Here is a 20,265-nt window from a genome sequence, read left to right as displayed (position 1 = left end):
CCGCGTATGTGAATGGAAAGTACGCACACCCTTCGTCACGGCTTGGACGGTGAAAGTTCATCCGTTAGACGTTGCAGCAAAGAGAGCCGGGACTTGGCGATGGCGCCCGATTCACATGCGGTCATGATGGCACAGTTCGGTTCCACGCGGTGCGAACAATTGTGGAAGCGGCATTGACCAATCAACGGGCGTATTTCCGGGAAGTAGCGGGTTAGTTCGGCGGCCTTCAAATGCTTGAGGCCAAACTCCTGCAGGCCGGGGGAATCGATCAGATGACTGTCCGCGTTCAGATGGTAAAGCGTGGCGTGAGTCGTGGTGTGGCGGCCGGAGTCCAGCGCGGTGGAAATGTCGCCGATGCGGGCGTTGGCGTCCGGCAGCAGCGCATTGGTCAGCGTGGACTTGCCCATGCCGGACTGGCCGACGAAGACGCTGGTCTGGCCTTGCAGCAAGGGCAGCAGCGGCGCGACGTCCTGCTTGGCGGACAGGGTGACCACTTGGTAGCCCAGTTGGCGGTACAGCTCCAACTTGCGCAGCAAGCCCTCGGTTTCCGGCAGGTCGGCCTTGTTGACCACGATGACGGGATCGATGTCGCCGGCTTCCGCGGCGATCAGGCAGCGGCCCAGCAGTTCTTCGTTGGGGCTGGGCACGGCGGCGATCACGAACAGGATGCGGGTCACATTGGCGGCGATGACCTTGGTTTTCCAGTCGTCCTGGCGGTAGAGCAGGCTGCGTCGCTCTTGTGAGCGCTCGATGACGGCCTGTTCCTTGTTCTGCACCAGGATGTCCACCCAGTCGCCACAGGCGAAATCGACGCGTTTGCCGCGGGTGGTGCAATCGTAAACCTGGCCGTCGGATTCAACGATGAAGCGGCGGCCGTGGCTGCGGATGATTTGTCCGGTCTGACCTGTCATGGGCGGGCCAGCAGCGCTTCGGTCTTGGCGGCGCAGATGAAGTCGTTCAGGGTCAGGCCGCCGGCGTCGTGGGTGCTGAAGTTGACGACGACGCGGTTGTAATGCACCGACAGGTCCGGGTGGTGGTCTTCGCGGTGGGCGATCCAGGCCAGCGCGTTGACGAAGGCCATGGTGTCGTGGAAGTTGGCGAAGGGAAAGGTCTTGGTCAGTTCGATGCCGCGGATGTTCCAGCCGGGCAGGGAACCCATCAATTGGTTGACGGTGCTGGCGGCCAGCGGGCTGGCGCCGTGTTGGGCTTCGCAGGACAGTTCGAGCAGGTTCATGTCAGCGGTTTCCTTGTAGATGGTTGATGCGCAGCGCGGCGGGCGGGTGCGAGTCGTAAAAAGCGGAATGCAGCGGGTCCGGCGTCAGCGTGGACGCGTTGTCGCGATAAAGTTTGACCAGGGCGGACACCAGTTTGCCGGCGTCGGTTTCGCTGGCGGCGAAGTCGTCGGCCTCGTATTCATGGCGGCGCGACAGGCTGCTGGACAGCGGGGTGAACGGAAAGGTGAAGGCCGGCACCGCGGTGAAGAACAGGATCAGCGCCATCGCGGTGCTGGGCGTGGAGACGCCCAGGCCGGCGTAGAACCAGGGCGCGTCCAGCAGCTGCCCCAGCAGGAATAGGAAGCCCAGCGACAGCGCGAAGGCCAGCGCGATGCGCTTGACGATGTGGCGGCGCTTGAAATGGCCAAGCTCGTGAGCCAGCACCGCTTCGATTTCCTGATGGTCCAATTGCCCCAGCAAGGTGTCGAAGAACACGATGCGCTTGCCGGCGCCAAAGCCGGTGAAGTAGGCGTTGCCGTGGCTGGAGCGGCGGGAGCCGTCCATCACGAAGACGCCCTGGCTCTGGAAGCCGGCGCGTCGCAGCAGCGCTTCGATGCGCGCCTTGAGCTCCAGGTCTTCCAGCGGGGTGAATTTATTGAACAGCGGCGCGATCAGCGTCGGGTAGATCGCCACCATCAGCAGCTGGAAGCCGGTCCAGACCAGCCAGACCCACAGCCACCACAGCGGGCCGGAAATGTCCATCAGCCACAGCACCAGCGCCACCAGCGGCAAGCCGATGACGGCGCCCAGCAGCAGGCCCTTGATCTGGTCGATGATGAACAGCCTGGGCGTGGTCTTGTTGAAGCCGAAGCGGGCCTCGATGCCAAAGGTGGAGTACAGGCTGAGCGGAAAGCTGACGCAGCCGGTCAGCGCCGCCACGCCCACGATCAGCAGCAGGCCGGACGGCAGCGGCGAGACGCCTGCGGCGGCCACGGCGCCGGCCAGCCATTGCAGCACGCCGCCAAAGGTCAGCGCCAGGATCACCAGGCTGTCCAGCACGGCGGAAAACAGGCCGAAACGGGTCTTGGCGATGCAATAATCGGCGGCCAATTGATGTTGTTGCAAGGCGATGGCGTCGCGAAAAGCGGCGGGCACTTCCGCGCGGTGGCGGGCGATGTGGCGGGCGTGGCGCCAGCCCAGCCAGAGTTTTAGCGCGAGTGTGGCCGCCAGCGCGGCCAGGAAGAGAGAGCTGAATGCCTCGGTCATCGGAGTCCGTTATCTGCTGTCAGGTTTGCCGCCAGCGCGGCAATGAAGGAAAATAGAAGGGTTTTGCAAAGATTGGCAAGTATGACACAAGATCAAATGAACCTCATCTGGCTCGACATGGAAATGACGGGCCTGAATCCAGAGACCGACCGCATCATCGAAGTGGCGATGATCGTGACCGACAGCCAGCTGAACGTGGTGGCGGAATCGCCGGTGTTGGTGATCCACCAGCCCGACGAGGTGTTGGACGGCATGGACGACTGGAACAAGAACACCCACGGCAAGAGCGGCCTGATCGAAAAGGTCAAGGCCTCCACGCTGGGCGAAGCCGAGGCCGAGCAAATCCTGCTGGATTTCATGGCTCTGCACGTGCCGCCGCGGATCACGCCGATGTGCGGCAACACCATCCACCAGGATCGTCGTTTCATGGTGCGCTGGATGCCCAAGCTGGAAGAGTATTTCCACTATCGCAACCTGGATGTGTCTACGCTGAAAGAGTTGTGCAAGCGTTGGAAGCCGGAGGTGGCGCGCGGCGTGGTCAAACGCGGCAAGCACGAGGCGCTGGCGGACATCCTGGAGTCCATCGAGGAGTTGCGTTACTACCGTGAGCATTTCCTCAAGCTCTAAGAACCTGTTTACGATCCGCCGCGCGTCGTGAAACGTGGCACGGCGAGTGCCGCTTCGAAATGCGCATGTGCCACGAGTACATTCCGCTTTCTCAGCTGCAACGCCTTGTCCCGCTCTAGCTCGCGAGATCGTAGACACGTTTTAAGCGGGGTACTGTCCCACAGGAGCGGCTCCGCAGCGGAGCTTGCTCCTTTTTATTGGCGAACACTTATTCCAGCGGCAATCCATATGGCTTCGCAACGCAGTTCCGACATTAATTCCACCCGGGTCTGGGCCCGGCTGCATCAGCATCAGCGCGCGACCCGGCACATGCATATGCGCGAGTTGTTCGACGCCGATCCGCAGCGTTTCCAGCGCTTTTCGCTGGAGCTGGACGGCCTGTTGCTGGACTACTCCAAGAACCGCATCACCGAACGCACGCTGGAGCTGTTGTTCGAATTGGCGCGCGAGGCCGATCTGGCCGGCTGGATGGAGAAAATGCGCGGTGGCGAGCGCATCAACGTCAGCGAGGACCGCGCGGTGCTGCACACCGCCTTGCGGCTGCCGGCCGGCGAGAGCCTGCTGCTGGACGGCTGCGAGCTGGTGGCCGAGGTGCAGGCGGTGCTCGCGCGGATGCGCGCTTTCAGCGAACAGGTGCGCGGCGGCGAGTGGAAAGGCTTCAGCGGCCGGCGCATCCGTCACGTGGTCAATCTGGGCATAGGCGGTTCCGATCTGGGGCCGCTGATGGTGAAAGAGGCGCTGGCCGCGTACGCGTCGCCGGAGCTGGACGTGCATTTCGTCTCCAATGTGGACGGCGCGCACGTCGCGCGCACGCTGCAGCGGCTGGACCCCGCCGAAACCCTGTTCATCATCGCGTCCAAATCCTTCACCACGCCGGAGACGCTGCTGAACGCCCAGGCGGCGCGGCAGTGGTTTTTGCAGGCGGGGAGCGAGGCCGATATCGCGCGTCATTTCGTCGCGGTGTCCACCAATCAGCCGGCGGTGCAGGCTTTCGGCATCGATCCGGCGCATATGTTCGGCTTTTGGGACTGGGTGGGCGGCCGCTACTCCACGTGGTCGGCCATCGGCCTGCCGGTGATGCTGTCGATAGGCTTCGACCGCTTCCAGGAATTCCTGGCCGGCGGTCACGCGATGGACCGGCATTTCTTCAGCGCGCCCTTCGCCGCCAATATGCCGGTGCTGCTGGCGCTGATCGGCGTCTGGTACAACACCTTCTACCGCGCCCATACCCACGCCATCATGCCTTACGACCACGGCTTGCGGCGTTTGCCGGCCCATGTGCAGCAATTGGACATGGAGTCCAACGGCAAGCGCGTCGGCCGTTACGGCGAAGCGCTGGATTTCGACACCGGCCCGGTGATCTGGGGCGAAGAGGGGGCCAATAGCCAGCACGCCTTTTTCCAGCTGCTGCATCAGGGCACGCGACTGGTGCCTTGCGACTTCATCATCCCGATGCGCAGTCATTATCCGGTAGCGGACCAGCACCAGGTGCTGGTGGCCAACTGCCTGGCCCAGACCGAAGCCTTGATGCGCGGCAAGAGCGAGGCCGAGGCGATGCGGGAGCTGGCGCATTTGCCGGGCGAGCAGCTAGACATGTTGTTGCCGCAGAAGCTCTTCCCGGGCAATCAGCCGTCCAACACCCTGGCGCTGGACGAGGTGAGTCCGCGCAGCGTGGGCATGCTGCTGGCGCTGTACGAGCACAAGGTGTTCGTGCAGGGCGTGATCTGGGGCATCAACTCCTTCGATCAATGGGGGGTGGAGTACGGCAAGCAACTGGCGCGCCGCATTCTGCCGGAGCTGGCCGCCGGCGACGACGCGCTGGCGCACGACAGCTCCACCAACGGCTTGATCCGCCATTTCAAAGCGCGGCGAGGCTGAGAGGATGGCCATGCAAGAAAGTCTGGAATTGGCTCGCCGTCTGGGCGGGCGTTTGTTGGCGGCGGGCGAGAGCGTCGCCGCCGCCGAATCCTGCACCGGCGGCATGATCGCCGCGGCGCTGACCGACATCGCCGGCAGTTCCGCCTGGTTCGGCTACGGCGTGGTCACTTACAGCAATGAGGCCAAGCAGCGTCTGCTGCGGGTGGAGGACGGCACCTTGCGCGAGCACGGCGCGGTCAGCGAGGCGGTGGTGAGGCAGATGGCCGCCGGCGCGCAGACGTTGTCCGGCGCGGATTGGAGCGTGGCGGTGTCCGGCGTCGCCGGCCCCGGCGGCGGCACGGCGGCCAAGCCGGTGGGGCTGGTCTGGTTCGGCATCGCCGGTCCTGACGGCTGGAGCGAGGCTTTCCGCTGCCGCTTCGACGGCGATCGCGCGCAGGTGCGCGCGCAAACCGTGATCCGCGCCTTGCAGCGTCTGGACGAGCTGTTGGCCGCGCGCAGCCGCGCCGCTTAGCGTCCACCTGCTGAAGTGCGGCGGGCTTTGAACAGGCTCTTAGTCTTTGTTGTCCGGTTTTTTGCGCGCGCGCGGGTGCGCGCCGTCGTAGACCTTGGCTAGGTGCTGGAAGTCCAGCGCGGTGTAGATCTGGGTGCTGGACAGATTGGCGTGCCCCAGCAGTTCTTGCACCGCGCGCAAGTCCCCGGATGATTGCAGCAGGTGAGAGGCGAAGGAGTGGCGCAGCATATGCGGATGCACGTGTTGTTGCGCGCCGGTCTTGATCGCCCAGTCACGCAGGCGTTTTTCCACTTGCCGTCCGCCCAGCCGTCCGCCGTGGCGGGCGATGAAGACCGCGCGCTCCTCCTGCGCCGCCTGGCGTTGCGCCAGCCAGCGCTGCAGGCAGGCGCGCGCCTCGGCGCCCAGCGGCGCAATGCGTTCCTTGCCGCCCTTGCCGCGGATGCGCAGCAGATCGTCGGAAAAGTCCAGGTCTTCCAGATTCAATCCCACCGCTTCGGACAGGCGCAGCCCGCAGGAATACATCAGCTCGAACAGCGCGCGGTCGCGTATGGAGAGCGCGTCGTCGTCGTCGATGCGGTCCAGCAAGGCCGCGGTGCTGTCCACCGGCAAGGCCTTGGGCAGCGGCTTGTCCTGTTTGGGCGCGCGCAGACCCTGGCTGGGGTCGTCCCCGCGCTGTCCGTTGTCCAACAGCCATTGGTAGAAGCGGCGCCAGGCGGAGAGCTTGCGCGCCAGGCTGCGGCTGTGCAGGCCTTGCGCGTGCAGCTTGGCCAGGATTCTGCGCAACTGGGCGTGTTCGGCCCGCTCCAGCGGAGCGGGGCTCAGCAGGGCGGCCAGTTGTTCCAGATCGCGCAGGTAGGCGGCGGCGGTGTGGCCGCTGCGGCCAGCCAGCGCCAGCGAGGCGGCGAAGCGCTCCAGGATGTCCATTTCAGCGGCGCAGCCTGGCCATCTGCATCAGGCGCTCGAACAATTGCAGATCCTGTTCGCTCTTGAGCAGCGCGCCCGCCAGCGGCGGCGGGGCGTTGTCCTGATGGCGCTGCTTCAGCGCGGCGGCGTCCATGTTTTCCGCCGACAGCAGTTTCAGCCAGTCCAGCAATTCCGAGGTGCTGGGTTTCTTCTTTAGGCCCGGCAGCTCGCGTATGGAGAAGAACACCTCCAGCGCTTCGCTGACCAGTTGCTGGCGCAGGGCGGGGAAGTGGGCGTCGATGATGGCCTGCATGGTGTCCCGGTCCGGGAAGCGAATGTAATGGAAGAAGCAGCGGCGCAAGAAGGCGTCCGGCAGCTCTTTTTCATTATTGGAGGTGATGATGATGATGGGGCGCTGGCGGGCGCGCACGAACTCCTGGGTTTCGTGGACGAAGAACTCCATCTGGTCCAGTTCGCGCAGCAGATCGTTGGGGAATTCGATGTCGGCCTTGTCGATTTCGTCGATCAGCAGCACCGGGGCGGAGTCGGCGTCGAAAGCCTGCCACAGCTTGCCCTTGACGATGTAGTTGCGGATGTCGTGCACGCGGGCGTCGCCCAGCTGCGAGTCGCGCAGCCGCGAGACCGCGTCGTATTCGTACAGGCCGTGCTGCGCCTTGGTGGTGGACTTGATCGGCCAGACAATCAACTCTCGGCCCAGGCTGCGGGCCACTTCCTCGGCCAGCATGGTCTTGCCGGTGCCGGGTTCGCCCTTGATCAGGAGCGGGCGCTCCAGCGTGATGGCGGCGTTCACCGCCATCATCAGGTCTTCGGTGGCGATGTAGTTGTCGGTACCGGAAAATCGGGTATTGCTCGTCATGGGCGGGGGAGGCTTCAAAATGGCCAAAGCAGCCGCGCGGACGGCTGCTTTGGCGCGGAAAGGGGTTAACGGGCGAATTCGCGTTCCAGATCGTCCAGCGAAATGCCCCAGCTTTTCATCATATGGCTCAGCAAGGCCATTTCCGGCTCGCTGATGGTGCCGTCTGACTTGCTGATGTCCATGGCCAGCACGCAGGCCAGGATGCGTTTGCGGTGGTCGCTCACCTCGGCCAGCAGGCCGTTGATGCGCTCCGCGTCCAGCAAATGAATGGTGCCGTCGTCGTTGGCTTCGTCGGAGACGTCGTCGCAGTAATCCACCAGCACCTTGGTGAACTGCTTGCGCGGCAGGCCGATCAGGTCGTAGACGTGGAGTTTCTCCAGCAGCTCCAGCTCGCGCGGGTCCATATTGCCATCCGTGATCATAAACATGGCCAGCAGGCGCGCCAGTGCTTCCGGGCTATTGAGTGCGTATTTTCTCATGACGCCTTTCCTTTATTCTGATGTGACGCCTAGCCGCTCCAGAAACGCTGGGGGCATGGCGGCAGGCTTGCGGCTGACGTAGTCGAAGAAGACTAGGCCTGTCTTCAATCTTGCCACTTCTTTCCCGGTTTTGTCATTGCTTGCCTGATAGAGCAGATCGAAACCGCGCGCGCCGAGGTCGTCCACGGCCAGCGCGAAGCGCAGCACCTCGCCGTGAAAGGCCTCCGCGCGATAGAGGATGGCGGTGTCCGCCACCACGACGCCCAGGCCCTCGATGCTGAGTTCGTGCGGATAGCCTAGACTTTGTAAAAAGCGCAGCCGCGCTTCCTGAGCCAGTCTCAGCACGGCGTCGTTGCCTAGGTGGCCGGCGTAGTTGATGTCTCCGATGCGGATGTCGACGCGGGTTTCGAATGCGAAGCGCTCAGGCAGGACAATCTGGATTCTGGGCATGGTGTGGGCTTTGGGCGAGTGGTTTGGCTGAGTTGTTTGTCTTAACCTGAGTCAACAGGGCAGTGGCATGGTTTGATAGACTGCAAGTGTAAGGCAAATACAACAAGGAGCAGAGTCATGTATCAGCGCATATTCGTACCCGTGGATGATAGTGAAACCTCCAACCTGGCATTGCACGAGGCTTGCCATCTGGCCAAGGAGGTGGGCGCCAGCCTGAAGTTGGTGCATGTGGTGGATTTGGCCCAGTTCGGCTGGGGCGGCACCGAGTTTCTGGACGCGACCGAGCTGCAGAAATCGATCAAGCAGGCGGGCGAGCAGGTGTTGGGCCAGGCCGGGGCCAAGGCCAAAGAGCTGGGCGTGACGGCGGATTGCAAGATTCTGGAAAGCTGGGGCGACAAAATCGCCGCGGTGCTGGTGGACGACGCCGGCGTCTGGGGCGCCGATTTGATAGTGATGGGTACCCATGGCTGGAGCGGCTTAATGCATTTGCTGATGGGCAGCGTGGCGGAGGGCGTGCTTAAACTGGCGGACGTGCCGGTGTTGCTGGTGCGCAACCCGGGGGACTAGGCTGATGGCATGGCGGGCGCCTTGCATGGACGGAGTGAGGCGCGCCGTTGCTTGTCGGACAATCACGCGGGCAAAAATAAAGCCAGCCGGCATCGCTGCGGGCTGGCTTTCCTCGCGGAAGGGGATCAGCCGGCGGTGGCTTCCACGCTGCCGTCCTGGGCTTCCAGCTTGGTGCGAACCGCTTTGCGCAGACTCTTGTACAGGTCCGGGTGGGTTTCCTTCAGGTACTCGACGATTTCGAAGTCTTCGCGGCGAACCTTGGACAGGTCGATCTGCTCGACGTGAACCAGGCGCAACAGTTCGCGCACCGGCTTGGGCATGTTGCGGCCGCTTTCGTAGCGGGAGCCGCCGGACTGGGTCACGCCGATGCGGCTCCAGAATTCTTGCTGGTTCAGGCCGAGCTTGCGGCGGATCTCACGCGGGTTGGGGATCTTTTCAAACAGTTTCATGAGTGTTCCTCTCAGTATCAAAGAATATTGGTTCTAATATTTTTTAGGTTTCGTGCCCTGCACCCTAAAAATAGCAAAAAAAATCCATCAGGAATAATTCTGATGCAAAAAAGTTCATGAAGTTCCGTTAAGAGTCGACTTCGTTTTTTGCAATGTTAGTGGATTCTTATTGTCAAGGACAATGGGATTTGCAGGTCGAGACGCAAAAAGATACTGTGTGGTCGCTTTTTTGTAAAGCGTTTTGGCATTTGAGACTGAAAAAAAAGGGGAGGGGCGGCGAGCCTGACCCCCGGCACTTGCGCTAAATAACTGTGGCTGCTTCCTTCCGGACCTGACCAGGTTCGCTATCGCGCAATGCGGGGAGACCCGCCTCAAGAGAAGACGCATTCTAACGACAAGCGGCCGTTTTGCCAAGCTCGGCGTGCGTTTTTGTCGCGACGCCGGCCGCGGCGTCGGTTGCCGAAGCGCGGCCGCGCAGGCAGACTGGGCGGCATCTATATTAATACCGCGGCAAGCGTGGGAGTGTGTGATGGTTCAATCGGCGCAAGAACTGTTGGCGGAACTGATCCGCTTCGACACCACCAGCCGGCATTCCAATCTGCAATTGATCGAGTGGACGCGCGCTTATCTGTCGCAATTGGGCGTGGAGTCCACGCTGACCTTCAACGACGAGGGCAGCAAGGCCAATCTGTTCGCCCGCATCGGCGCGCCGGAACTGCCGCTGGTGGTGCTGTCCGGCCATAGCGACGTGGTGCCGGTGGACGGCCAGGTCTGGAGCAGCGATCCCTTCGTTCTGACCGATAAGGGCGATGGGCGCTTGTATGGCCGCGGCTCCGCCGATATGAAGGGCTTCATCGCCTGCGTGCTGTCGCTGGCGCCCTGGTTCGCGGAGTTGGCCGCGCGCGGAGAATTAAGGCAGGGCATAGGCATCGCCCTGTCTTACGACGAGGAAGTCGGCTGCCTGGGCGTGGGCCGGCTGATAGACCGCCTGGCGGCGGACGGGGTCAAGGTGTCGGGCTGCATCGTCGGCGAGCCCACCAGCATGCAGCCGGTGATCGCACACAAGGGCATCGCTCATTTCCTGTGCAAGGTGGGCGGCCGCGCCGCGCATTCCTCGCTTACCCCGCAAGGCGTCAACGCCATCGAGTTCGCCGCGCGGCTGATCACCCATATCCGCAAGCTGGCCGACGCCGAAGCGTCCTTCGGCCATCGTCAGTCCTCATATGATGTGCCGTTCACCACCTTGCAGACCGGCACCATTCATGGCGGCACCGCCTGCAATATCGTGCCCAAGGATTGCGAATTCATGTTCGAGTGCCGCTGGTTGCCGGGCGATGGGCCTGAGCGTTTTGTCAGTTCCGTCCGGGACTACGCCGCCACCTTGTTGCTGGAGATGCGCGAGGTGGCGCCGGAGGCGCAGATCGAGATCGAACGGGTGGTGTACAGCCCGGCCTTCGAATCGTCTGAAGACAGCGCGGTGCGTCGCACCGTGGCGCGCTTGTGCGGCTGCGACGGCGGCAAGGGCGTCGCCTACACCACTGAGGCCGGCCTGTTCAGCGAGGCCGGCATCGCTTGCGTGGTGTTGGGGCCCGGCAACATCGAACAAGCGCACCGGCCCGACGAATACATCGACATCGATCAACTGGAGCAGTGCGCGGCCTGGTTGCGGCGACTGGGAGATGAGCTGACGCAAAAACCGTGAAGATTTTTTTGCGCTGATGACCGAATAGCCGCAAAATCGCTGCCGGCGACAAGCCGAACACTCAAGTTGCCCGCCGGGGGGATCCCTTAGGCGGGCTTGTTTTATGGCGGCGTGAGCAGCTGTTCAACGCCCGGTCCCAAGGGGCCGGCGAGCGTTGGCGCCGCGGTAGTCAGAAAGAAAAAATAAATGAGTCAGAACGTGGGATCTGTGCGGCAGGGAGGCGCGGCCAAGTCGCGAGACGGCTTCACCTCCAGCTTTGGCGTGTTGGCGGCGACTCTCGGTTCCGCCGTGGGCCTCGGCAATATCTGGAAGTTTCCTTATCTGACCGGCACCAATGGCGGCGCCGGTTTTTTGGTGGTGTATGTGCTGGCCACGCTGCTGGTGGGTTTGCCGGTGATGATCGCCGAGATCATGCTGGGCCGCAAAGCCAAGCGTGACGCGGTGACGGCGCTGAAGACGCTGGCGCCGGCCGGTCAGCCCTGGTGGCTGATCAGCGCATTCGGCGTGCTGGCCGCCTTCCTGATCATGGCTTTCTATTCCGAAGTGGCGGCCTGGGTCTTCGCCTATGTGTTCAAGTCCTTGGGCGGCGGCCTCTTGTCCAGCGATCCCAAGGTGACCTCGCAGGCGTTTGGCGCCTTGATCTCCGATCCGGTGCAATCCTTGCTGTGGCAATGGCTGGTCTTGCTGCTGATAGGCGGCATTCTGCTGATGGGGGTGTCCAAGGGCATCGAGGCGGTGACCAAGAAGCTGATGCCCTTGCTGTTCCTGCTGTTGCTGGTGATAGGCGCGCGCAGCCTGATGCTGCCCGGCGCGGCCAAAGGGCTGGACTTCCTGTTTACCCCCGATTTTTCCAAGATCAGCGGCGCGGTGGTGTTGACCGCGGTGGGGCTGGCCTTCTTCAAGCTGTCCATAGGTATGGGCACCATGATTACCTACGGCAGCTATTTCCGCGATGATCAGAACATCCCGGTCACCACCTTCCGGGTGATGTGCGCGGACCTGTTCGTTTCCCTGCTGGCAGGCATCGCCATTTTCCCCGCGGTGTTCGCTTTCGGCTTTGAGCCGGCGGCCGGCCCGTCGCTGCTCTTCATCACCATCCCGGCGGTGTTCGCCAGCATGCCGCTGGGCAATGTGTTCATGGTGGCCTTCTTCGTGCTGGCCGCGATCGCCGCCACCGGCGCGATGCTGTCCATTCTGGAAGTGCCAGTATCGGTGTTCAGCGAGCGCTTCGGCATCAGCCGCGTCAAGGCCACGGTGATCAACCTGCTGCTGCTGGCCTTGGTGGGCGCGGGCTGCGCCTTGTCCAACAGCACGCTGTCCGGTTTCAAGCTCTTCGGCATGACCTTGTTCGATCTGTTCGACTTCGTGACCTCCAATCTGCTGATGCCATTGGGCGGCATCTTCCTCTGCCTGTTCGTCGGCTGGGTGTGGGGTTTCGAACAGCTGAAGCAGGCGCTGAGCAATCAGGGCGCCCTGAAGAACGAGGGCTTGTTGAAAGCGCTGTTCTTCGTGCTGCGCTATGTGTCGCCGCTGTTGATCCTGGTGGTGATGCTGAAGGGCCTGGGCGTGATTTGAGCCCGTGCCGTCAAATAGAAAAAGGAGCCGCGAGGCTCCTTTTTTCATGCCGGCCGGCAGGGGTTTAGGGCTGGGCGGCGTCGTCTTCCGGTATCACCACCGGCGGCGGGGTGAAGCCGTTCAGTTCGCGGGCGTTTTTTTCCAACAGCAGCACAATGCTGGTGTTGAGCGCGCCGAAAGCCCAGCTGACCAGGAAAAACACCGAGTAGGCCGATAGCTTGTCGTTGAACAGGGTTTTGCCGTGCAGACTGAGCTCGGCCGGATCGAAAATGGAGAAGAACACCCCTGTCGCCAGAATGGCGATGATGAAGGAGGGCCAGAACAGCAAGATGCCTTTTTTCATTGAGTCATGCTCCTGTGGCTGCCGCAAGGAAATGCTTGGGTGGCTGATGTCAGGGTAATGGCCGGGCGACGCACTGTCAAAACGCGGCGACGGTGGATGAGAGCCCGGAGAACGGCTCTCCATGTTAGACTGTGGCCATCCGGTTTTTCTTGTCCAGCCGGCCAGGGCGAGCGCTTTTGGCCGGTTGTTGCGTAAAGTAATGGAGCCTTGCATGACCTCGATCTTCTCCGCCGTAGAACTGGCGCCGCGCGACCCTATCCTGGGCCTGAACGAAGCATTCAACGCCGACACCCGCACCACCAAGGTGAATCTGGGCGTTGGCGTTTATTCCGACGACAACGGCAAGATTCCGCTGTTGGCGGCGGTAAAGGCGGCGGAGAAGGCGCGTCTTGAAACCATGCCGCCGCGCGGCTACCAGCCGATCGAAGGCGCTCAGGCTTACGACAGCGCGGTGCAGAACCTGCTGTTCGGCGCGGACAGCGAGCTGATCAAGGCGGGCCAGGTGGTGACAGCTCAAGCGCTGGGCGGCACCGGCGCCCTGAAAATCGGCGCGGACTTCCTGAAGCGCCTGAACCCGGCGGCCAAGGTCTATATCAGCAATCCGAGCTGGGAAAACCACCGCGCGCTGTTCGAGTCCGCCGGCTTCGAGGTGGAAAACTACCCGTATTACGACGCGGCCACCCGCGGCGTCGATTTCGACGGCATGCGCGCCTTCCTGGCGCAACTGCCGGCCGGCTCCGTGATCGTGCTGCACGCTTGCTGCCACAATCCCACCGGCGCCGACCTGTCCGACGCGCAATGGGCCGAGGTGGTGCGGGTCTGCCGCGAGCGCGGCCTGGTGCCTTTCCTGGATATGGCTTATCAGGGCTTTGCCGACGGCATCGACGCCGACGCCGTCGCCGTGCGCCTGTTCTCGGCCTCCGGCCTGCAGTTCTTCGTGTCCAGCTCCTTCTCCAAGAGCTTCTCGCTGTACGGCGAGCGCGTGGGCGCCTTGTCCATCGTCACCGCCGGCAAGGAAGAATCCGCGCGCGTGCTGTCCCAACTGAAGCGCGTGATCCGCACCAACTATTCCAACCCGCCGATTCACGGCGGCGCGGTGGTGGCCGCGGTGCTGTCCAACCCTGAACTGCGTCAGTTGTGGGAAGACGAACTGGCCGGCATGCGCGATCGCATTCGCGCGATGCGCGTCGGCTTGGTCGAGGCGATCAAGGCCGAAGGCGTGGCTCAGGACTTCTCCTTTGTCGCCCAGCAGCGCGGCATGTTCTCCTATACCGGCCTGAGCGCGGCCCAGGTGGAGCGCTTGCGCGCCGACTTCGGCATCTACGCCGTGTCCACCGGCCGCATCTGCCTGGCGGCGTTGAACAGCAAGAACCTGACCTATGTGGCTTCCGCCATCGCCCAGGTGGTGAAGGCGGGCTAAGCCTGGCCGGTTTTGATATCCAGCATCGCCAAAGCCCCGCAAGTCGGGGCTTTTTTTCAATCGGCCTATCGCCGGCCGTAGTCAAGGAGCAGATTCATGCAATTGCACAGCCGCAGCTTTCAAGACGGGGAACGCATTCCGGGCCGCCTGGCCTTCTGCGTGCCGGACGCCGACAGCCATGTCGCGCTGTCCGACAACCTCAACCCGCATCTGGTCTGGAGCGGAGCGCCGGAGGGGACGCGCTCGTTCGCGCTGATATGCCATGATCCGGACGTGCCGTCGCGCGGCGACGACGTCAATCAGGAGGGCAGGGAGGTGCCGGCGGATCTGCCGCGGGTGGACTTCTATCACTGGCTGCTGCTGGACATTCCCGCCGGACAGAGCGAGATCGCCGAGGGCGGCCACAGCGCGGGGGTGAGCGCGCGCGGCAAGAGCGGTCCGGACGCGCCGCAGGGCTTGCGTCACGGCATCAACGACTACACCGGCTGGTTCGCCGGCGACGCGGCTATGGCCGGCGACTACTACGGCTACGATGGCCCCTGCCCGCCGTGGAACGACAGCCTGGAGCACCGCTACGTTTTCACCGTCTACGCCTTGGATGTGGCAGCTTTGCCGGTGGACGGCGCCTTGACGCCTGCCAACATCGTCGCGGCTTTGGGCGGCCATGTGTTGGCCTCGGCCAGCTTGAGCGGCCGCTATACGCTAAATCCGCGTTTGCTGTAATCGTCCCGCAATGTGAAGAAGTGGCAAAAAGGACAGTTTGTCCGTCTCGCAACGCAGAGGCCTCTGGCAAGGGATTGCAGTAGGCCAATGAAATGCAGCATGATGTTGCGGCGTTTCCCGTCTCCGCGGCTGATTTAGTTCGGAAGCCCGCGCCCGCGCGGCGCTTTGAACCGCGGCCAGCCCAAAGCGGCAAACGATAACAACATCAAAGGGGATTAACTGTCATGGTTGCAAACACTGTTAAAGACAAGCTGCCGGCCGCCGCGTTGGCGACGGGCGCTTTTGACGCGGACGATGCCGATGTGCGCAACAATCTGGGGCTGATGGGCTTGTTGGATGTGAACTCCGGCGATGGCCGCTATCGCCTGACCGCGACGCTGGAGCCGGAAGTCGAAGGCGTGGACGACGTTCAGGCCTGGGTGTTGGAAATGGAGCTCGTGACCCTGGCCACCGGCCAGGTGCTGCGTTGCAAACAGGCCGGCGTCGCCTACGCCGGCCCCACGCCGGGCAGCCATCTGCGCCGCTTGTTGGCCAATGGTCAGCTGCAGGGGTATTTGCAACTGGCCGCCTAGCCGGACCGCGCCGCCAGCAGGGATTAAGCCGCCGCATCATGCCGCGGCTTAATTTTTTTCTCCGCCTGGGCGCTCATCGTCCGCGCGCGCCTGCCGCGAACACTATAAAAAACGGTACAATCGCCGCAGTCGGGCCCGCAGCGGGTGCGGGTCCGGCCGTTAATTTTCGACATCGTCAGAGGTTGTGAACTGTGTGGTTTGTGCTGTGTGTGCTGCTGTTGGTGCTGGGTGCGCTGGCTTGGCTGGTGTATACCGGCCGCGTCGTCTTGTCCGAATGGACCCAAAAGCTGGATCGCTTGTTGGGCATGTCGCCGACGGAGCGTCATGAGCCGGACTACTTCGCGGAGGAGGCCGACGCCGTGCCGCTCGCCGCGGAGGCGTGGAGCCGTCCTCGGACCGAGCCGATCGCGCCCCGCGACGCGTCTCCCGCTTCAGCCGAGCCGGAGCCGGCTAGACCGTCCGCGCCGCAGCCGTCCCCTGAACGCGTAGCGCCGCCGGCCGCCGTCGAGCGCGAAACCGTAGTCTTGCCGAAACGGCCGGCCGCGCCGCCGCAGGCCAAGCCGGAACTGCCGACCCTGGAACTGTCCCGCGAATACCGCAAGCGCGTGCGCCAGCCGTCGGCCGAGCAAGAACAGGCCAAGGATCTGCCGGTGATCGGCCTGCATGAGCTGCAACATAATCTGCAGTCGGATTACCGTCGCCGCCAGGCCTCCCGGGTTCTGACGCAGAGCGCCAAGGATCAGGGCGCGTCCGCTTTGCCGGTGATCGAGCCCAGCGAGGTGCGCGAGCAGTTGCGCCACATCCATTCCAAGCGCGGCAAAACCATGGCCGCGCCTCAAGCTTTCGTGATTCGCCCCCAGGCGCTGAAGCCGCAAGAGGCGGAGGAGCCGCAAATCGTGCCGCCGCCCGTGGTGCGGCATGAATTGCCGGCCAGCGCGCGGCCCGCGCATCACGGCTGGCTGTCTCCGCCGCCTGCGCAGGCGCGACCGGCGCCGCCGTTGATCGAGCCCGAAGTGGTGGCGTTCGAGGAGATATCCGCGCCGATGGCGGAGATCGCGCCGCCTAGGCCGGAGGACGAGGCCCAGGCCCCGTCGTCGGAGCCGGCGTCGCCGGTATTCGCGCCGGTCGAGCCCGCCGCGCCGGCGTTTCTGCTTGACGTGGAGCCCAGGTCCGAGCAGGAATGGGCGCCGCCGGCCGAGGCCGCGCCGCCGGCTCCCGCGGCTGACGAGGCGGCGTTGCCGCTTATCGACCCGGTTCCGGTTTCCGTTCCGCAGACCGTAGACGAGGCGGAGCCGACGCGGCCGCCGGAGCCGGCGCCGTGGCGCTGGCCGCAAACGCGTTCGGTTCTGGTGCAGGAGGATGAAAAGCCCGCGGTGGTGCAGCAGGCGGTGTTGCCGGCGGAAGAGCCGCCTTCGGCGGCGGCCGCGGCGCGGCAGCTGGCGGCCAAACCCATGCCCTGGGTCTTGATCGAGCCGCCGGCGGCGGAAGCGAAGCCGGCGGAAGTCTTGGCCGAGCTTCGTCCGCCCTGGGACGCCGAGCCGGCGCCGGAGGCGTCCGAGGCATGGGCGCGGCAGGCGCAGGCCGAGGTGGAGCAGGCGGCGACGCCGGACGCCAAAGCGGAAGCCAAGCCGCGGCCGGTATACGACGATTACGGTTTGCCGGGGCTGGATTTGCTGCGCCCGGCGGACGAGGCGACGGTGACGTGCTCGGAGGAGGAATTGCTGGAGCGCGGCATCGTCATCGAGGAAAAGCTGGCCGAGTTCAAGGTCAAGGTCAGCGTGGTGGACGCTTACGCCGGCCCGGTGATCACCCGTTACGAGGTGGAGCCGGCGGTGGGCGTGCGCGGCAATCAGGTGGTCAATCTGATGAAGGATTTGTCGCGCGCGCTGGGCCTGGCCGCGATCCGGGTGGTGGAAACCATACCCGGCAAAACCTGCATGGGTCTGGAGCTGCCCAATCCCAAGCGCCAGATGATACGTTTGTCCGAGATCTTCTCCTCCGAAGTGTTCCAGCAGCCGCGTTCGCGCCTTACTCTGGCCTTGGGCAAGGACATCACCGGCCAGCCGGTGGCGATGGATCTGGCCAAGGCGCCGCATCTATTGGTGGCCGGCACCACCGGCTCCGGCAAATCGGTGGGCGTCAACGCGATGATTCTGTCCATGCTGTACAAGGCGCGGCCGGACGAAGTGCGCTTCATCATGATAGATCCCAAGATGCTGGAACTGTCGGTGTACAACGACATCCCGCATCTGCTGGCTCCGGTGGTCACCGATATGAAGCTGGCGGCCAACGCCTTGAACTGGTGCGTGGGCGAGATGGAGCGCCGCTACCGGCTGATGAGCGCGCTGGGCGTGCGCAATCTGGCCGGCTACAACGACAAGGTGAGCGAGGCCGAAGCCATGGGGCAGCGTATCGGCAATCCGTTCAGCCTGACGCCGGAAACGCCGGAACCCTTGGAAGCCTTGCCCTTCATCGTGGTGGTGGTGGACGAGTTCGCCGACCTGATGATGGTGGCCGGCAAGAAGATCGAGGAATTGATTGCGCGGCTGGCGCAGAAGGCGCGCGCCGCCGGCATCCATTTGATCCTGGCCACTCAGCGGCCGTCGGTGGACGTGATCACCGGTCTGATCAAGGCCAATATTCCGACGCGGATCGCCTTCCAGGTGTCCAGCAAGGTGGACAGCCGCACCATTCTGGACCAGATGGGCGCGGAAAGCCTGCTGGGACAGGGCGATATGCTGTTCCTGCCGCCGGGCACCGGTTATCCGCAGCGCGTGCACGGCGCCTTCGTCACCGACGACGAAGTGCACGCCATCGTCGAACATCTGAAGCAGTTCGGCGAGCCCGATTACGTGGAAGGCCTGCTGACCGGCGAGAGCGAGGCTGAGGAGGAGTCCGCCGCGGCCACGGCCAAGGCGCAGGCGGCGACGGAAAGCGACCCGCTGTACGACGAGGCGGTGGAAATCGTGATGCGCACCCGCAAGCCGTCTATTTCATCGGTGCAGCGTCATTTGCGCATAGGCTATAACCGCGCCGCGCGGCTGATCGAGGAAATGGAAGCGGCGGGCATCGTCAGCCCGATGGAAAGCAACGGCAACCGGACGGTGCTGGTGCCGCAGCGCGAGTTCTGATCCGCGTGTCGCCGCATGAAAAAAGCGCGCCCTAGCGGCGCGCTTTTTCGTTTTTTATGCGTGGACGGGGGTCAGCGACGGCGCTGGTCCTGATCGTTGCGAATGCGGATCGGAGCCAGTTGGTCCTGGTCTTCCACCGGGCCGCTCAACATCTTGGCGACGACGACCACAGCGGCGATGAGGGCGAATAAAAGCAAAATTTCCATGGCATGGCTCCCCGAGGCTTGAGTACGAACTTGTTGGTGAAGACGATTGCCGGCCAATCGGCCTGGAAGCAAAGTCGTCTATGGCGGCCCCCTGTGATTTCATTCTGGAACACAAGCCGCCGCAAGCTCAAGTAATAATTTGTGTCGGAAAGTTAAAATTCAAGGCGCGCTGCGCTTCAGCGCCCGCATCGCCTGATCAATGCCTTGCAACGTCAGCCCGTACATGCGGCCGGACATCAGTTGCCGCAGCATGTGCAGCGATTGGGTGTAGTCCCAGTGCGCTTCCGGCACCGGGTTGAGCCAGGCGGCGTGCTTGAAGTGAGCGAGCAGGCGGCGCAGCCAGACTTCGCCGGCCTCCTGGTTCATGTGTTCCACGCTGCCGCCCGGATAGCTGATCTCATAGGGGCTCATGGTGGCGTCGCCGACGATGATCAGTTTGTAATCGCCGCCGAAAGTATGGATCAGGTCCCAGGTGGGCAGGGTCTGGGTGTGGCGGCGGGCGTTGTCCTTCCATACCGCTTCGTAAACGCAGTTGTGGAAGTAGAAATACTCTAGGTGCTTGAACTCGGACTTCACCGCCGAGAACAGTTCCTCGCAGGCCTTGACGTGGTCGTCCATCGAGCCGCCGATGTCGAACAGCACCAGCACCTTGACCGCGTTGCGCAGCTCGCGCTGCATGCGCAGGTCCAGCATGCCGGCCTTGCCGGCGGTGGCGGCGATGGTGGCGTCCAGATCCAGCACTTCCTCTGCGCCGTCGCGGGCGAACTCGCGCAGCCGGCGCAGCGCGATCTTGAGATTGCGGGTGCCCAGTTCGACCGAGTCGTCGAAATTGCGGAATTCGCGCTGGTCCCACACTTTCACCGCGCGGCGATGGCGCGACTCATGCTGGCCGATGCGGATGCCGGCAGGGTTGTAGCCGAAGGCGCCGAAGGGGCTGGTGCCGCCGGTGCCTATCCATTTATTGCCGCCCTGGTGCCGTTCCTGCTGCTCTTGCAGCCGCTGGCGCAGGGTGTCCATCAACTGCTCCCAGCCCAGCGCTTCCAGGCGGCGCTTGTCTTCCTCGGACAGGTGTTTTTCCACCTGCTTGCGCAGCCAGTCATCCGGGATGCCGGTTTTCAGTTCGTCCAGCGCCAGTGACAGGCCTTTGAAATGGCTGCCGAACACTTGGTCGAAGCGGTCGAAGTGTTTCTCATCCTTGATCAGCGCGGTGCGCGCCAGATAGTAAAACGCGTCCAGATCGCCGAAGGCGACGCGTTTTTGCAGCGCCTCCAGCAAGGTGAGGAATTCTTTCAGCGTGACCGGCAGGCCGGCCTCGCGCAGGGCGTAAAAAAAATCGATCAACATGGCGCGGCTAGAGGGTGACAGCGTGGGT

Annotated in this window: 21 protein-coding genes and 1 other RNA gene; 10 read left to right on the top strand and 12 right to left on the bottom strand. The window is 63.5% G+C overall.

Annotated elements, in window-relative coordinates:
- Positions 1-35: 35 nt before the first annotated feature.
- From rsgA to JC616_RS12840, 3 genes are read right to left on the bottom strand one after another with little or no spacing between them, the layout of a single operon-like run.
- Positions 36-911 carry a ribosome small subunit-dependent GTPase A gene (gene rsgA, locus JC616_RS12850; RefSeq protein ID WP_227103405.1) on the bottom strand — a complete coding sequence of 292 codons (876 nt, stop codon included), beginning with the start codon at positions 909-911 and terminating at the stop codon, positions 36-38.
- Positions 908-1,234 carry a 4a-hydroxytetrahydrobiopterin dehydratase gene (locus JC616_RS12845; protein ID WP_048415508.1) on the bottom strand — a complete coding sequence of 109 codons (327 nt, stop codon included), beginning with the start codon at positions 1,232-1,234 and terminating at the stop codon, positions 908-910. Before JC616_RS12845 ends, rsgA begins: the two co-directional genes overlap by 4 nt.
- A 1-nt stretch (position 1,235) precedes the next feature.
- The gene (locus tag JC616_RS12840) at positions 1,236-2,480 is read right to left on the bottom strand and encodes a M48 family metallopeptidase (protein WP_227103403.1); all 1,245 of its coding nucleotides are present in this window, start codon (positions 2,478-2,480) and stop codon (positions 1,236-1,238) included.
- Positions 2,481-2,561: 81 nt separating this feature from the next.
- Between JC616_RS12840 and orn the strand changes: the two genes are divergently transcribed.
- From orn to JC616_RS12825, 3 genes are all read left to right on the top strand, one after another.
- Positions 2,562-3,107 carry an oligoribonuclease gene (gene orn / locus JC616_RS12835; RefSeq protein ID WP_107798817.1) on the top strand — a complete coding sequence of 182 codons (546 nt, stop codon included), beginning with the start codon at positions 2,562-2,564 and terminating at the stop codon, positions 3,105-3,107.
- A gap of 228 nt (positions 3,108-3,335) precedes the next feature.
- The gene (gene pgi, locus JC616_RS12830; RefSeq protein WP_107798818.1) at positions 3,336-4,985 is read left to right on the top strand and encodes a glucose-6-phosphate isomerase; all 1,650 of its coding nucleotides are present in this window, start codon (positions 3,336-3,338) and stop codon (positions 4,983-4,985) included.
- A gap of 10 nt (positions 4,986-4,995) precedes the next feature.
- Entirely contained in the window at positions 4,996-5,496 is a 501-nt protein-coding gene (locus tag JC616_RS12825; RefSeq protein WP_227103401.1) for a CinA family protein, read from the top strand.
- Positions 5,497-5,535: 39 nt separating this feature from the next.
- Here the strand turns inward: JC616_RS12825 and xerC are convergent, their stop codons facing one another.
- The 4 genes from xerC to JC616_RS12805 form a co-directional block, all read right to left on the bottom strand.
- On the bottom strand, positions 5,536-6,420 hold the full coding sequence (xerC, locus tag JC616_RS12820; RefSeq protein ID WP_227103399.1) for a tyrosine recombinase XerC: 885 nt from the start codon (positions 6,418-6,420) through the stop codon (positions 5,536-5,538).
- Position 6,421: 1 nt separating this feature from the next.
- The gene (locus JC616_RS12815) at positions 6,422-7,276 is read right to left on the bottom strand and encodes an AAA family ATPase (RefSeq protein WP_227103397.1); all 855 of its coding nucleotides are present in this window, start codon (positions 7,274-7,276) and stop codon (positions 6,422-6,424) included.
- A gap of 65 nt (positions 7,277-7,341) precedes the next feature.
- Entirely contained in the window at positions 7,342-7,755 is a 414-nt protein-coding gene (locus JC616_RS12810) for a tellurite resistance TerB family protein (RefSeq protein WP_107798822.1), read from the bottom strand.
- Between the two features lie 12 nt (positions 7,756-7,767).
- Positions 7,768-8,205, bottom strand: a complete 438-nt coding sequence (locus JC616_RS12805; RefSeq protein ID WP_227103395.1) for an acyl-CoA thioesterase — start codon at positions 8,203-8,205, stop codon at positions 7,768-7,770.
- Between the two features lie 117 nt (positions 8,206-8,322).
- Between JC616_RS12805 and JC616_RS12800 the strand changes: the two genes are divergently transcribed.
- A complete protein-coding gene (locus JC616_RS12800) occupies positions 8,323-8,772 on the top strand; it encodes a universal stress protein (protein ID WP_107798824.1) in 450 nt (149 codons plus the stop codon).
- A 125-nt stretch (positions 8,773-8,897) separates the two neighbouring features.
- On the opposite strand, the gene JC616_RS12795 is transcribed toward JC616_RS12800, so the two are convergent.
- Together JC616_RS12795 and ffs are read right to left on the bottom strand one after the other, a co-directional pair.
- Positions 8,898-9,221, bottom strand: a complete 324-nt coding sequence (locus JC616_RS12795) for a helix-turn-helix domain-containing protein (RefSeq protein WP_107798825.1) — start codon at positions 9,219-9,221, stop codon at positions 8,898-8,900.
- 272 nt (positions 9,222-9,493) lie between these two features.
- Positions 9,494-9,592, bottom strand: an RNA gene (gene ffs, locus JC616_RS12790) — signal recognition particle sRNA small type.
- Between the two features lie 158 nt (positions 9,593-9,750).
- On the opposite strand from ffs, the gene argE reads away from it, so the two are divergent.
- Together argE and JC616_RS12780 are read left to right on the top strand one after the other, a co-directional pair.
- Positions 9,751-10,923 carry an acetylornithine deacetylase gene (argE, locus tag JC616_RS12785; protein ID WP_227103394.1) on the top strand — a complete coding sequence of 391 codons (1,173 nt, stop codon included), beginning with the start codon at positions 9,751-9,753 and terminating at the stop codon, positions 10,921-10,923.
- Between the two features lie 186 nt (positions 10,924-11,109).
- Positions 11,110-12,498 (top strand): sodium-dependent transporter, encoded by a 1,389-nt coding sequence (locus tag JC616_RS12780; RefSeq protein ID WP_227103392.1) that lies wholly within the window; start codon positions 11,110-11,112, stop codon positions 12,496-12,498.
- Positions 12,499-12,562: 64 nt separating this feature from the next.
- On the opposite strand, the gene JC616_RS12775 is transcribed toward JC616_RS12780, so the two are convergent.
- On the bottom strand, positions 12,563-12,841 hold the full coding sequence (locus tag JC616_RS12775; protein WP_107798828.1) for a hypothetical protein: 279 nt from the start codon (positions 12,839-12,841) through the stop codon (positions 12,563-12,565).
- 220 nt (positions 12,842-13,061) lie between these two features.
- Between JC616_RS12775 and JC616_RS12770 the strand changes: the two genes are divergently transcribed.
- The 4 genes from JC616_RS12770 (at position 13,062) to JC616_RS12755 (ending at position 18,687) form a co-directional block, all read left to right on the top strand.
- Complete coding sequence (locus JC616_RS12770; RefSeq protein ID WP_227108589.1) at positions 13,062-14,261, top strand: amino acid aminotransferase; 1,200 nt, start codon at positions 13,062-13,064, stop codon at positions 14,259-14,261.
- Positions 14,262-14,357: 96 nt separating this feature from the next.
- Positions 14,358-14,984 carry a YbhB/YbcL family Raf kinase inhibitor-like protein gene (locus JC616_RS12765; protein WP_227103390.1) on the top strand — a complete coding sequence of 209 codons (627 nt, stop codon included), beginning with the start codon at positions 14,358-14,360 and terminating at the stop codon, positions 14,982-14,984.
- 224 nt (positions 14,985-15,208) lie between these two features.
- The gene (locus tag JC616_RS12760; protein ID WP_107798831.1) at positions 15,209-15,556 is read left to right on the top strand and encodes a hypothetical protein; all 348 of its coding nucleotides are present in this window, start codon (positions 15,209-15,211) and stop codon (positions 15,554-15,556) included.
- A gap of 191 nt (positions 15,557-15,747) precedes the next feature.
- Positions 15,748-18,687, top strand: coding sequence for a DNA translocase FtsK (locus JC616_RS12755; RefSeq protein WP_227103388.1), 2,940 nt, complete (start codon positions 15,748-15,750; stop codon positions 18,685-18,687).
- Between the two features lie 71 nt (positions 18,688-18,758).
- Here the strand turns inward: JC616_RS12755 and JC616_RS24515 are convergent, their stop codons facing one another.
- Both JC616_RS24515 and JC616_RS12750 read right to left on the bottom strand, forming a co-directional pair.
- Positions 18,759-18,893, bottom strand: coding sequence for a hypothetical protein (locus JC616_RS24515; RefSeq protein WP_019100128.1), 135 nt, complete (start codon positions 18,891-18,893; stop codon positions 18,759-18,761).
- 159 nt (positions 18,894-19,052) lie between these two features.
- Positions 19,053-20,237, bottom strand: a complete 1,185-nt coding sequence (locus JC616_RS12750) for a vWA domain-containing protein (protein WP_227103386.1) — start codon at positions 20,235-20,237, stop codon at positions 19,053-19,055.
- Positions 20,238-20,265: the final 28 nt, after the last annotated feature.

It is taken from the genome of Chromobacterium rhizoryzae, from assembly GCF_020544465.1.
Taxonomy (GTDB): domain Bacteria; phylum Pseudomonadota; class Gammaproteobacteria; order Burkholderiales; family Chromobacteriaceae; genus Chromobacterium.
Note: the sequence above shows the minus strand (reverse complement) of the source record. Positions and strands in the feature narration are given on the sequence as shown.